Genomic DNA, 12,403 nt, shown 5'->3' on the forward strand with positions numbered 1-12,403 from the left:
ACAACCGAAGCCACGCGAGCACTCGCCTCCCCACGCCACGCCACCCCACGCCCAAGAGCAACACACCCGCCCCCGACTCCCGCACCTCTTCCACACCCCCGCACCCCCTACGCCACTCCACAGCGAGTGCGAGAACCCAAAACCGGTGCGAGAGATCGGAGCGAGTGCGCGAGCCGGGCACCCGCGCGACGCGGAACTCATGGAGCGCAAGGGGCACATCCGACGCACCACTTCTCGGCGGCGGACTCGGGCACCACGACGGCGCTTGCCACGAAACCTGTTGAGGCGCAAGTTTCAGCGCGCCCCGCGTGTCGGGCACACTCACCGGAGCCGCGAGTCGCGAGCAGCGGGAAGCTGGAACTACCCCACGTGTTCGCGCAGGTAGGCCAAATCTTCGGCTACGCCGTCGCCCGGGGTTTCCAGGATGACCGGGGCGTCCGCCGTTTTGCAGACTTCGGCGAGGAGTTGCGGGTCGATGGTGCCGTCGGCGAAGTTGGCGTGCCGGTCGGCGCCGGAATTGAATTCGTCGCGGGAGGAGTTGAGGTGCACCAGGTCGATGCGGCCGGTGATCGCCTTGATCCGTTCGACGATGCCGACGAGGTCTTCGCCCCCGGCCCAGGCGTGACAGGTGTCCAGGCAGAACCCGGCGCCGTAATCGCCTACGGCGTCCCACAATCGGGCGATCGAATCGAAATGCCGGGCCATGGCGTGATTGCCGCCCGCGGTGTTCTCGATCAGGATCGGCACGGCGAAGCCGCCTTTGTCCTGCTGGCGTTCGAACAGCTTGCGCCAGTTGTCGATACCGGTGTCGAGTTCGGCGTCGGAGCGCACATGCCCACCGTGCACGACGAGACCGAGGGCACCGAGCTCGGCGGCGGCTTTGGCCTGCTGGGCGACGGCGTTGCGCGACGGCATGCGCAGCCGGTTGTTCAGGCTCGCCACATTGATCTGATAGGACGAGTGCACCACCACGTCGATCGGGCTGGCCAGGATCTCTTCGGTGCGTGGATGGGGTGTGGGCTTATCCCAGCTCTGCGGATCGACGACGAACAGCTGGATGACATCGGCGCCGAGTTTCTCACCGAAGCCGATCGGGTCGCTGTCGAGCCGGACGTGTGCTCCAATGCGCATAGGGGCCAGCTTAACGACCACCCCCGACAGCAATCCGAGGATGCGCAGACCCGGTCTGTTGCATCACAGAGCCCCCGCGAGATACATCGGTAGTATCCGCGCGCTCGACCCGACCAGGGGGTGCACACCCGTGTTGCAGACTGGCGAAGTCTTCGCCGGCTATGTCATCAGACGCGTCCTCGGCCAAGGCGGTATGGGCACCGTCTACCTGGCACAGCATCCGCGGCTACCTCGGCTGACCGCCCTCAAACTGTTGAAACGCGAGCTGTACACCGAGCTGGAGATCCGGCGGCGGTTCGAGCGCGAAGCCGATCTCGCGGCCGGACTCGATCATCCGAACATCGTCACGGTCTTCGACCGCGGGGCGCAGGACCAGCAGCTGTGGATCTCCATGCAATACGTGCCGGGCGCGGACGCCTCCTGCGCCGACGTGAACGTGCTCGAGCCGGAACGCGCCGTGCAGATCGTCGGCGCCACCGCGAACGCCCTGGATTTCGCGCACGCGAATCGGGTGCTGCACCGCGACGTGAAACCGGCCAACATCCTGCTGACCAAGGCGCCGATCGGACAGCACGAACGGGTGCTGCTCACCGATTTCGGAATCGCGAGCGTGCGCGGCAGCGACACGACGCTGGGCTCGTCGGGTTCGATCACCGCGACGCTGGCGTTCGGTGCGCCGGAACAGCTGATGGGCCGGCCGCTCGACGACCGCGCCGATCAGTATTCGCTCGCGTGCACGCTGTTCTGGATGCTCACCGGCGCGCCGCCCTATCCCGGCACCAACCCGGCGGCGGTCGTGCACAGCCACCTGCACGCCCCGGTGCCCATGCTGAGTCGCATTCGCCCCGGCCTGCCGCCCGCCCTCGACCGGGTTCTCGCCCGCGCCCTCGCCAAAAGCCCCGCCGCCCGCTACCCCAGCTGCGCCGAGTTCGCCGCCGCGGCCGGGCACGCCCTCGCCGCCGCACCGCACCCACCGCCCTACCCGCACAACGCACCCCCGCCCGCCGCGACGCGCCCGCTGCCCTCGCACGCCGCAGCGTGGTCGACGCCCTCACACCCACCGCAGCACACCGCGCCCAGCCGGCAGCCGATGCACTCGGACCGGACCGCCGACGTCCCCTCGAACGGGACGACGACGCCCGCGACCGTCCCGCCGCACGCTCCGGATCGAAGCCCACGCTCCCTGCCGCACTCCGGTGTCTCGTCCCCGGGTCGGCCGGACGCGACAGCGATGCCTTCGCCACACGCCCACGCCGTGCCGCCTCCCGTGCCGCCGCGAAGCGCCCCCGCCGTGCCGAACCAGCCGCATGCCACATGGCACAGTCGACCGACGCCACCGCAACCGCCACACGCGCCGCCGTCTCAAGGCGCGCCGTCACAACCCGCCCCGCAACCGCAACCCACACCGCCTCCGCCGCCGCCGCCGCACCCCGCACCGCAAAACCCACAGTCACCGCTGCAACCCGCACCGCCACCGCGATCCGTCCCGCAAAACCCACAGTCACCGCCGCAACCCGCACTGCCACCGCGATCCGCCCCGCAAAACCCACAGTCACCGCCGCAACCCGCACTGCCACCGCGATCCGCCCCGCAAAACCCACAGTCACCGCCGCAGAGCCCACCGCCCAGCCCTCCGGCGACGACCCCGCCTGCGGAGACTTCCGGGGAACGATCCGATCGCACACCGAGCGAGCAGCCGCCGGGTGGGCCATCCGGGAACGGCGGATCGGCGGCGCGCGCGCCGCGGATACCGAGATCGGTTCCCCCGCAGCCGTTTCCGGCGCCGCGACGGCCGATGCGGCGCGGGACGATCGAGCTGCCCGACTTGCCGCGGCGGCCCGGTTCGGCGGGCCGCACCCAGGCTCCGCCACCGGAGTCACGGCCACCGCCGATAGCGATCAGCTATCGAATATCGCTGGTGCCGACCGGCTTTCGCCGCACAGCCGACGGTCCTGCGACAACTGCTATGGTTTCGATGTTTTCCGTGGTCCGGCCCGTGCCTGATCGCGCGTACTTATGCTGTACGCCTGTTCGCCGGTGGGTCCCGGCGCGCGGCGGGAAGTGGAGCAGACATGCTGGCCAGCGGTGACGTCTTCGCCGGCTATGTCATCGATCGGCAACTGGGTCGCGGTGGCATGGGTTCGGTCTACCTGGCGAAACACCCTCGGCTACCGCGGATGACCGCGTTGAAGTTGCTGAACCGGGAGATGTTCTTCGACAAGGAGGTGCGGGCGCGGTTCGAACGGGAGGCGGATCTGGTCGCCCAGCTCGATCACCCGAACATCGTCACGGTGTACGACCGCGGCCTCGAGGACGAGCAGCTGTGGATCTCGATGCAGTTCATCGACGGTATCGACGCCGCGTCGGTGCAACCGCAGGCCCTGCCGCCGCAGCGCGCCGTGCAGATCATCAAGGAAACCGCCGACGCGCTGGATTACGCGCACGGCATCGGCGTCCTGCACCGCGATGTGAAACCCGCGAACATCCTGCTGGCCCGCTCCGGCGGCGGCCGCGGCGAACGCGTCTATCTCACCGATTTCGGCATCGCCCGGTTCCGTGACGACACCGGCCACCTGACCCAGACCGGCACCTTCACCGCCACGCTGGCCTATGCCTCGCCCGAACAGCTCACCGGGGCGTCGCTGGATCACCGCTCCGATCAGTATTCGCTGGCGTGCTCGCTGTTCTGGCTGTTCACCGGGTCGGGCCCGTTCGCCGCGACCAATCCGGCGGCCGTCATCCAGGGGCATCTGCAAGGCACCGCACCCGCTTTGAGCACCCATCGGCAGGGGCTGCCGTATGCCCTGGACAGCGTGCTGGCCAAGGCGATGGCGAAGCGCCCGGACGACCGGTTCCCCACCTGCGCCGATTTCGCCGCCGCCGCCAAACAGGCACTCGACGCGCCCAGCGCGCCGTCCATGCCGCTGGCCGGCGGACCGCGCCCGTACACCGCCCCGCCGATCCCGGTGACCGGCCCGCGCCCGACGACCGCGCCGCCGATCCCGGTGACCGGCCGGCCCTACCAGCACGCGTCCGCCCCGCCGACCAGCGGCCCGAATCATCTTGCGGGCCAGGCCTTCCCCACACCGCCGCCGCACACGCTGGCGGACCGGCCACAGGGCACCGGGCCCAATCCGCAACCCACCGCGCCATATCAGGGCACGGGGCCCAATCCGCAACCGACCACGCCGTATCAGGGTCCGCCGCATCAGGGCCCGCAGCCGGGATACAACTTCGCCCCGCCGCCCGGACCGCCGATGGGGATCGCCGCGCGCCCGCCCGCGGGCCCACCGGGCAAGAAGTCCAACGCCGGTCTGATCATCGGTATCAGTGTGGGCGTGGTGGTGCTGATCCTGGTGGTCCTCGGCATTATCGGCGCGGTCACCGACGACGGTTCGACCGCGGGCACCACGACGACCAGTGCGACGAAGCCCGGCACCGTCGTCGACGCGACGGCGGAGTCGATCAGCGCCGAGTTCCCGCGCATGGTGCCCGCGTCCAAGACCGAAGAGGTCGGCTACAACGGCGCGAAATGCTGGGAGACCGACACCAGCTACACCCCGTCGCCGGGCGCGGGCGATCCGGACTTCGGCGCGTGGGCCTGGCAGTGGCGTTGCTACGGCGGCGGCACCAACTCCGATCCGCTCTACCGGATCTATGTCTACAAGTCCGCGGCCGACGCGCAGGCGGTGATCTCGAAGCTGCCCTCGAACACCAAGGCGATGGACTCCAACGGTGGACAGTCCTACACCAATTACAAATTCGACGAGAGCGGCCCCAAGATCGTCACGGCCTTCACCGGCGACCCTGATCGCGCGCAGTATCTGATGTTCACCGACGGCTCGGGAAGCATCGACGAGGTCTTGCGCTGGTGGCGCTCGGCACCGCTGAACTGAACCATGCTGCGCATCGGGCCTACCCGTCGCCCGACCACCCTGATCGGATCGCTACGCGATGCTAGAAACCTTCGCCGGGTACACCATCGAACGCCTGCTCGGCCGGGGCGGCATGGGATCGGTGTACCTGGCCCGCCATCCCCGCCTGCCGCGTTTGATCGCGATGAAGCTGTTGAACCCGGAGGTGTTCCACGACAAGGAGATCCGTACTCGTTTCGAGCGGGAGGCGGATCTGGTCGCCCGGCTGGACCACCCCAATATCGTGACCGTCTTCGATCGCGGCGTCGAGGACGAGCAGCTGTGGATCTCGATGCAGTACATCGACGGCACCGACGCCGCCGCCGTGGACGCCGCCATGTTGGCGCCGGAACGCGCGGTGCAGATCATCGCCGAGACGGCGAAGGCGCTCGACTTCGCGCACAGCCGCGGGGTGCTGCACCGAGATGTGAAGCCCGCCAACATCTTGCTGGAGGGCACCGGCGGCGCACCGGACCGGGTATTCCTCACCGATTTCGGCATCGCGCGGTTCCGCGACGACACCGGGCGGCTCACCCAGACCGGAACCTTCACCGCCACACTGGCTTACGCATCGCCGGAGCAGCTGTCCGGCGCGCTGCTCGATCATCGCTCGGACCAGTATTCACTGGCCTGCACGCTGTTTCGGCTGCTGACCGGCACCGTGCCGTTCGATGCCACCAATCCGGTCGCGGTGATCCAGGGGCACTTGCAGGCGCCACCGCCGCCGGTCAGCCGGTTCCGCCCCGGTCTGCCACCAGCGTTGGACGCGGTGCTGGCGCAGGCGATGGCCAAGCGCGCCGAGGATCGGTTCGGCTCGTGCACCGAATTCGCCACGGCCGCTCGGCACGCATTGCTCCAGGCCGCACCGAACCGCCCACAGCCACAACCGTTCTCGCATCCGCATCCGCAACCGCAGGCCCCGGCGCAGCACCAACAGCCGCACCCACAGCACCAGCCGCAGCCACATCCCCAGCACCAGCCGCAGCCACATCCACAGCACCAGCCGCAGCAGCAAGCGCAGGCGCACCCGCAGCCGCCTCACGCACAGCCCCATCAGCCGAGGGGCAACCACGCCGCAATCCCGCACCGTCGCTCGCGTTCGCTCGGGATGGGCCTGGGCCTGCTCTTGGCGCTCGGCTTGATCGCCACGATCACCGTGGTTGCGCTGCGCGACAACGGATCATCCAGCACCGCGGCCCCCACCACGGTCTCCCCGGTGAGCAGCCCGTCGACGCCCGAACCAGCTGCGCCCCCGGCCCGGCCGAGCACCGCCCCGCCCACCACTGCCGACAGAGCAGCGATCGGCGCATACGCCGCCACGCTCAGCGACGCCTTCCCCGGCATGCTCCCCAAGACCACCGCCACGCAACTGGTGCATTCCGGCACCGGCTACAACAAGGCGGGCTGCTTCGCCTCGGATCCCACCGCGGAGCCCGCGGACGACGAAGATCCGCCGCTGGGCAACTGGTTGGTGAAGTGGCGCTGCTTCGGCGGGCCGAACAAAGCCATCTTCTCCTTCTTTCTGTATGCCTCGCCGGCCGAGGCGCGCGCCGTGCTCGACGGTTTGCCCGCGAACGAGCGCAGCACGGGCGTCAATCACGGTCGCGAGTTCACCAATTACACGTTGCCGCACAGCAGCAGCCGCCGCCCGCGCATGGTCACGGATTTCACCGCGGATCCGCAGCGCGCCTCGATGCTGATGTACTGCGCCGGTTTCCTCGCCACCGACGCCGAGTTCATGGACTGGTGGACCCGCGCGCCGTTGACCTGAGCCTGCTTCAGTCGAAGCTGTGATGCACGAATTCGTGGGTGGGATGGAAGCCGATCGCCTGGTAGATCTTGCCCGCGGTGCGGTTGGCGACGTCGGCGAACAGGCATACGTCGAGTCCGTCCGCGCGCAGGTCTTGCGCGAGGCCCGCAGTGACGGCGCTCGCGTAGCCGCGACCGCGTAGCGCGGACGGCGTGTAGACCAGGCCGATCCGCGACCACTTGTACACCGGAATCTGGTGGGCGGCAAGGCTTACCGGTTGTCCGTCGTGCTCCCAGAACCAGAGCTGTCCCGCCCCGACGCGACGGCGGATGGTGTCGGATTCGGTAGGCAGCCAGGTCATCCCACCGTCGGCGTACATCGCCTCGGACCATTCCAGGCACAACTCGGTGTCGGATTCGGTGGCCCGGCGCAGCGCCCCCGGCACGTCGGGCACACGCAACACCCCGAGCCGATAGAGCCGGGCACGATAGGACTCGTGGAAGCCGACGTCGAAGCGGGCGCTCCAGCGCTCGGCGAACTCGGTCGCGTCGCCGACGAGTCCTTCCACGCCTGCGGCTTCCGGCTCGACCTCGGCCAGCGCGTCGGCCACCTCGCCCGCGCCCTTGTGCGGCAGTTCGCCCAGATAGACGTCGCGGTCCTGGACGCGCATGGCCACCCCGGCCACGGCGCCGTCGTCGGCGTGTAAGGAAAGAAATCTCGGTGTGCGCGTGCCGGACGCGAGACCGGCGATATGGCCGGCGACGCTCGACGTGACCACGGTGTGCCGCAGCGGATCACGGAGCAGGAACGATTCGGTGCGCGCGCGGAACTCGGCCGCGTCCGTGGTGATCTCGATCCGCATAGCTCACCACGGTAGGCGCCTAAAGCGTTGGGTGCCCGTATTTTTCGGTGACCAGCAGGTTACCGCTCGGCGACCGGCCGTCCGGTCGCCCGGCGGCGCGGCCGCGTCGGCACGGATGTCAGTCGTCTTCGGCGGCAACCGGTTCCGCGACCACCGGTTCGGAGTCGCCGCCACCGGCACGGAGTTTGAGCAGGACCAGCCCTGCGGTGCACGCGAGAATCAATCCGGCGACGGTGATTTCGACGTGTAGGCCGGCGATGCCGAGGACTGCCCCGACGAGTCCGCCGACGAAGATGAACCAGGCGACCGCCCGCGAAACAATCGTGGACAGCGAGCGCGCTGGCTTGTCCGACACGAGATGCTGCGGAGTAGCCGACACCGCATCCTTGGCGGCTGCGGACGACTCCCGCTGCGACGTTGTCGAGTAAGCTCCCATCATCTACTCCTCGATGACGCCGATCAGAGAACCAATGCCGCGTTCATCAACACAACGCTTCTCTCATCTGGGTACAGGCGTCTCACGCGTAACTTTGCTCACACGCTACGACCACAGCGGGCCACAGGACAGCGACACGTGCCCACGACACGCCGAAGTGACCATTTCGATATCTGAATGAGGACCGTTTACACGCGCCCCGCCGGCGCATCGTCAGCGACCACTTCGCCTGGCCGGGCCGTTCCCGCTCGAGTAAGGTGATGCCCACTCGAACCGCATCAGGAGTGTCACCGATGGAGCGCAGCAGGACCAAGATCGCAGGTCCGGCGATTGCCGTAGGAGCGGTTTCTCTCGGACTCGTCCTCATCGGCGCCTGCGGAGTCGGCAAGCAGGACACCTACGTCGCGCCGCCGCCGTTGCAGTCGGATCCCAACGTGGTCGCGGCCGCCGCGCAGCACGAAGGCCCGAGCGTGACCGCGCCGAAGATCTCGATCCCGCCCTCGCCGACCTGGCAGATCGCGCCGTATCAGGCCCCGCACGCGACGCCGTTCACCGGATTCGCCACCACGACCACCGGCGAACCCACCCCGGAGGATCCGAGCCACCCCGCCCGCGAAGGCGCGTCGAGCACCAGCTCGGCCGAGGAACCGTCCGAAACCCCCACCACCCGCCCGACCAGGCCGGCCACCACGACCAGCCCCCGGCCGACCACGACGACGGAAGAGCCGGAGCCGACGACCACCCGGCCGCGCCCGACCGGCAACCCGTCGTCCGAGCATTCGCACGACGAATCGACCGGCCTGCCCGACGGCGAGTGAGCCACGCCGTGCGGTGGTGCGTGGATCACGCACCACCGCACGGGTTCACAGCTCGGGCTGGGAGTACTCGCCGACCTTGTCGCTCAGCACCCGCAGGTGCTCCAGCGCGCCGCCGAGCGTGCGTTCGATCGCGGTCAGCCGGGCGACGTAGTGGCCCACCGGGTATTCGGCGGTGACGCCGATGCCACCGTGCATCTGGATCGCTTCCTGACCGATGTGCCGCGCCGAGCGGCTCACCTGCAGCCGCGCCCGCGACGCCACGTGCGGATCGCTCTGCCCGTCGGCGAGCGCGGCGGTGGCGTAGAGGCTGATGCTGCGGGCCAGCTCCAGCGAGACGTACATGTTCGCCGCGCGCTGGGTGAGCGTCTGGAACTTCGACAGCGTGACCCCGAACTGCTTGCGCTGCTTGAGGTAATCGGTGGTGAGCCGTAAAGCCTCTGCCATCGCGCCCACCGATTCCGCGCACAGGCTCGCCTGCGCCTGCACGGTCACGGTGCGGATCGCCGCGGCCGCGTCACCCGTGCCGAGCAGTTCGGCGGGCGTCTCGGCGAACTCGAGCTGCGCGGCCCGCTGGCCGTCCACCGTGCGGTAGGACTTGCGGGTCACCCCGGACGCACCGGCGTCGACCAGGAACAACCCGGTCTCGCCGCCGGGCAGCAGCGCGCTGACCACGAATTCGTCCGCGCTGTCACCGTGCGCGACCGGATTCTTGATACCGGTGAGCGTGTACGAATCCCCCTGTGCCGCAGCGGAGGTGGTGAGCTCGGTGGCGGGCCAGCGGACGCCGGGCTCGGCATGGGCGAAGGCGAGCAGCTTGTTGCCCGCCGCGACCTCCGGCAGTACCCGCTGCCGCTGTTCGGCGCTGCCCGCCAAGGTGATCAAGCCGCCCGGCACCAGCACGGCGTCCAGGATCGGCTCCGGTGCGAGCCTGCGGCCCACCTCCTCGAGCACCACCATGGTCTCCACCGGGCCGGCCCCGACGCCGCCGTCCTCCTCGCTGAAACTCAGTCCGAGCACGCCGAGTTCGGCCAGCTGACGCCATACCTCGCGACTCCAGCCGAGCTCGGTGTCGGTGACCTTGAGCCTGGTCTCCGGATCGTAGTTGCGGGCGAGCAGGTCGCGGACCGTGTCCCGCAGCATGCCCTGTTCATCGGTGAGATCGAAATCCATGGCGGCGCCTCACAATCCGAGGATCGTGGAGGCGATGATGGTGCGCTGCACCTCGCTGGAGCCTCCGTAGATGGTTGTCTTGCGGTAGTTCAGGTAGCCGGGGCCGCTGCGCTGCGCCCAACCGGGCGAAGCGATCTCGTCCGCGTCGACCGGCAGCGCGTCCGGGCCCGCGATGTCGAGCAGCAGTTCGGTGGCGGCCTGCTGCAACTCCGAGCCACGCAGTTTCAGCACCGACGAGGCCGGATTCGGCTTGCCCTCCGACGAATTCGAGACCACGCGCAGCTGGGTGAGCTCCAGGGCGAGCAGTTCGTTCTCCAGTTCGGCGACCCGGGCCGCGAACAGCGGATCTTCCAGCAGCGTGCCGCCGCCCGACTTGGTCTGCGCCGCATATTCTTTCGCGACGCCGATCTTCACCTTGGTGCGGCCGACCCCGGTGATGCCGGTGCGCTCGTTGCCGAGCAGGAACTTGGCGTAGGTCCAGCCCATGTTCTCCTCGCCGACCAGCTGATCGGCCGGCACCCGGACGTTCTCGAAGAACACCTCGTTCACCTCGTAGCCGCCGTCGATCAGCTTGATCGGGCGGATCGTGACCCCGGGCGACTTCACGTCGAAGAGCAGGAACGAGATGCCCGCCTGCTTCTTCGGGGCGTTCGGGTCGGTGCGCACCAGGCAGAAGATCCAGTCCGCGTACTGCGCGAGCGTGGTCCAGATCTTCTGGCCGTTCACGATGTAGGAGTCGCCGTCGCGCACCGCGGTGGTGCGCAGCGAGGCCAGGTCGGAGCCCGCGTCGGGTTCGGAGAAGCCTTGGCACCACCAGATGTCCAGGGCCGCGGTGGCGGGCAGGAAGCGCTGCTTGAGCTCCTGCGAACCGAAGTGCGCGATCACCGGGCCGACCATCTGCGCGTTGAAGGTCAGCGGGTCCGGCACCGAGGCGAGCTGCATCTCGTCCTGCCAGATATGCCGCTGCATCGGGGTCCAGTCCTTGCCACCCCATTCGACCGGCCAGTTCGGCACCGCGAGACCGTGCTCGTTGAGGATCTTGTGCGAGCGGACGATGTCGTCGCGGGACAGCTCGCGCCCGTACTTGAACCGTTCGCGGATTTCGGCGGGGATCTCGGTGCGGTAGAAGTTTCGCAGTTCGTCGCGGAAGGCGACCTCGTCTGGGGACAGGCTTATTTTCATACGCAGCTCCGTCTGTGTCTCGTACGTCCGAGTCCAAACTACCCCTCGGTAATACTCGACTGTCGAGTGGATCACAGCGCCGGGACACGCGCGGCCACCTCCGGCTTTGCCGCCAACCCGTTACGCCGGACGCCGCACGAGCAGGTGAACAGCGGTGCTACCCGGGCGATATTTCCGACGAACTGGTACGTTGCTGCACGTGGGTTGGGGACCCCTGAGCCTTGGGTATCGAGGAGTACGAGTGAACGGCAGGACCATCACACGCGCCGCCGCGGCCGTGACCACTCTCGGCATCGGCGCCGCGCTCACCCTCGGCGGCCCGGCCGCCGCCGAACCCGAACCGACGCCACTCGACGCCGGACTCACCCACCTCACCGAGACCGCGGGTCCCGATCCGGCCGTGCAGGCCGGGGTCGGCGCGCTCACCCAGTACACCAAGCTCGTCGACGTGGCCGCACTGCGCCACATCACCAGCGCGTTCACCCCGTTCGCCTATGCCGCACCGACTTTCGGTTGCGGCAGCCTCGGCCCGATCACCACGATCATCGCGGCCGCGAGCACCGACGGCGTCGGCAACAGCCAGGACCTCAATGTCGCGCCCGGCACGCTGCGCTTCAGCGCCACCCCCGCGCATTCGGGCATCCCGCTGGCCTCCGGGCTCGTCGTGGCCTGGGTGAACATCAACAACGGCGCCAGCGGCATCGATCCCCTCGACGACCTGACCGAGTACGGGCTGCCCTCGCTGTCCAAGACCGTGCGCAGCGGCCCCGGCACCGTCATCGCCTCGATGTGGGGCATCATCGACTACCCGGGCGCGCACTGCGTGATGACGCCGACCGTGGGCACGTTCATGGTGCCGGATCAGCCGGCGAGCCATCCGGCCAACCCGGCCGACACGAACGCACCCGGCGTGGTCGCCCCCGGCCCGAACGGCACCGTGATGGGCCCGGCGCCCGAGCCCGCACCGACCACCGCGCAGCAGCCCGCACCCGCGCCGCTGCCCGCCGCGCCGGCGCCGGAACCCGCGCCCGCCCCGGCCCCGGCCCCCGCACCCGTCGCGCCGACCACCCCGGCCCCGCCCGCGGGCACCTCGGTGCACGGGGAGTTCAGCAAGCCGGCCACGGGCAACTGATCCACCCG

General features: G+C 69.2%; 10 protein-coding genes. 5 read left to right on the forward strand and 5 right to left on the reverse strand.

Going from position 1 to position 12,403, the window contains the following annotated elements:
• Positions 1-360: 360 nt before the first annotated feature.
• The gene (locus NVU01S_RS22020) at positions 361-1,131 is read right to left on the reverse strand and encodes a deoxyribonuclease IV (protein WP_043665767.1); all 771 of its coding nucleotides are present in this window, start codon (positions 1,129-1,131) and stop codon (positions 361-363) included.
• A 130-nt stretch (positions 1,132-1,261) separates the two neighbouring features.
• Here NVU01S_RS22020 and NVU01S_RS45260 point away from each other — a divergent pair, with 130 nt between their 5' ends.
• The 3 genes from NVU01S_RS45260 to NVU01S_RS22035 are packed head-to-tail and all read left to right on the forward strand — an operon-like array spanning position 1,262 to position 6,816.
• Positions 1,262-3,220 carry a serine/threonine-protein kinase gene (locus NVU01S_RS45260; protein ID WP_052280273.1) on the forward strand — a complete coding sequence of 653 codons (1,959 nt, stop codon included), beginning with the start codon at positions 1,262-1,264 and terminating at the stop codon, positions 3,218-3,220.
• Positions 3,204-5,027 (forward strand): serine/threonine-protein kinase, encoded by a 1,824-nt coding sequence (locus NVU01S_RS22030; protein ID WP_043665769.1) that lies wholly within the window; start codon positions 3,204-3,206, stop codon positions 5,025-5,027. Before NVU01S_RS45260 ends, NVU01S_RS22030 begins: the two co-directional genes overlap by 17 nt.
• 58 nt (positions 5,028-5,085) lie before the next feature.
• The gene (locus NVU01S_RS22035) at positions 5,086-6,816 is read left to right on the forward strand and encodes a serine/threonine-protein kinase (RefSeq protein ID WP_043665771.1); all 1,731 of its coding nucleotides are present in this window, start codon (positions 5,086-5,088) and stop codon (positions 6,814-6,816) included.
• A gap of 7 nt (positions 6,817-6,823) precedes the next feature.
• Here NVU01S_RS22035 and NVU01S_RS22040 read toward each other — a convergent pair whose 3' ends face one another.
• Positions 6,824-7,657, reverse strand: a complete 834-nt coding sequence (locus tag NVU01S_RS22040; RefSeq protein WP_052280274.1) for a GNAT family N-acetyltransferase — start codon at positions 7,655-7,657, stop codon at positions 6,824-6,826.
• 118 nt (positions 7,658-7,775) lie between these two features.
• The gene (locus tag NVU01S_RS44950) at positions 7,776-8,096 is read right to left on the reverse strand and encodes a hypothetical protein (RefSeq protein ID WP_244467136.1); all 321 of its coding nucleotides are present in this window, start codon (positions 8,094-8,096) and stop codon (positions 7,776-7,778) included.
• 290 nt (positions 8,097-8,386) lie between these two features.
• Here NVU01S_RS44950 and NVU01S_RS22050 point away from each other — a divergent pair, with 290 nt between their 5' ends.
• Positions 8,387-8,911 carry a hypothetical protein gene (locus NVU01S_RS22050; RefSeq protein ID WP_052280275.1) on the forward strand — a complete coding sequence of 175 codons (525 nt, stop codon included), beginning with the start codon at positions 8,387-8,389 and terminating at the stop codon, positions 8,909-8,911.
• A gap of 45 nt (positions 8,912-8,956) precedes the next feature.
• Here the strand turns inward: NVU01S_RS22050 and NVU01S_RS22055 are convergent, their stop codons facing one another.
• Both NVU01S_RS22055 and NVU01S_RS22060 read right to left on the reverse strand, forming a co-directional pair.
• Positions 8,957-10,081 carry an acyl-CoA dehydrogenase family protein gene (locus tag NVU01S_RS22055; RefSeq protein WP_043665775.1) on the reverse strand — a complete coding sequence of 375 codons (1,125 nt, stop codon included), beginning with the start codon at positions 10,079-10,081 and terminating at the stop codon, positions 8,957-8,959.
• Positions 10,082-10,090: 9 nt separating this feature from the next.
• Positions 10,091-11,263, reverse strand: a complete 1,173-nt coding sequence (locus NVU01S_RS22060) for an acyl-CoA dehydrogenase family protein (RefSeq protein ID WP_043665777.1) — start codon at positions 11,261-11,263, stop codon at positions 10,091-10,093.
• A gap of 241 nt (positions 11,264-11,504) precedes the next feature.
• Between NVU01S_RS22060 and NVU01S_RS43500 the strand changes: the two genes are divergently transcribed.
• On the forward strand, positions 11,505-12,395 hold the full coding sequence (locus NVU01S_RS43500; protein ID WP_043665780.1) for a hypothetical protein: 891 nt from the start codon (positions 11,505-11,507) through the stop codon (positions 12,393-12,395).
• Positions 12,396-12,403 lie beyond the last annotated feature (8 nt).

Origin of the sequence: Nocardia vulneris, from assembly GCF_001613425.1 — a bacterium.
In the GTDB taxonomy this organism is placed as follows: Bacteria; Actinomycetota; Actinomycetes; order Mycobacteriales; family Mycobacteriaceae; genus Nocardia; species Nocardia vulneris.

Excerpts from the sequence above, each read along its gene's own strand:
- NVU01S_RS22060 (WP_043665777.1), bottom strand. The coding sequence starts at position 11,263 with ATGAAAATAAGCCTGTCCCCAGACGAGGTCGCCTTCCGCGACGAACTG.
- NVU01S_RS44950 (WP_244467136.1), bottom strand. The coding sequence starts at position 8,096 with ATGATGGGAGCTTACTCGACAACGTCGCAGCGGGAGTCGTCCGCAGCC.
- NVU01S_RS22040 (WP_052280274.1), bottom strand. The coding sequence starts at position 7,657 with ATGCGGATCGAGATCACCACGGACGCGGCCGAGTTCCGCGCGCGCACC.
- NVU01S_RS22030 (WP_043665769.1), top strand. The coding sequence starts at position 3,204 with ATGCTGGCCAGCGGTGACGTCTTCGCCGGCTATGTCATCGATCGGCAA.
- NVU01S_RS22035 (WP_043665771.1), top strand. The coding sequence starts at position 5,086 with ATGCTAGAAACCTTCGCCGGGTACACCATCGAACGCCTGCTCGGCCGG.
- NVU01S_RS22055 (WP_043665775.1), bottom strand. The coding sequence starts at position 10,081 with ATGGATTTCGATCTCACCGATGAACAGGGCATGCTGCGGGACACGGTC.
- NVU01S_RS22050 (WP_052280275.1), top strand. The coding sequence starts at position 8,387 with ATGGAGCGCAGCAGGACCAAGATCGCAGGTCCGGCGATTGCCGTAGGA.
- NVU01S_RS22020 (WP_043665767.1), bottom strand. The coding sequence starts at position 1,131 with ATGCGCATTGGAGCACACGTCCGGCTCGACAGCGACCCGATCGGCTTC.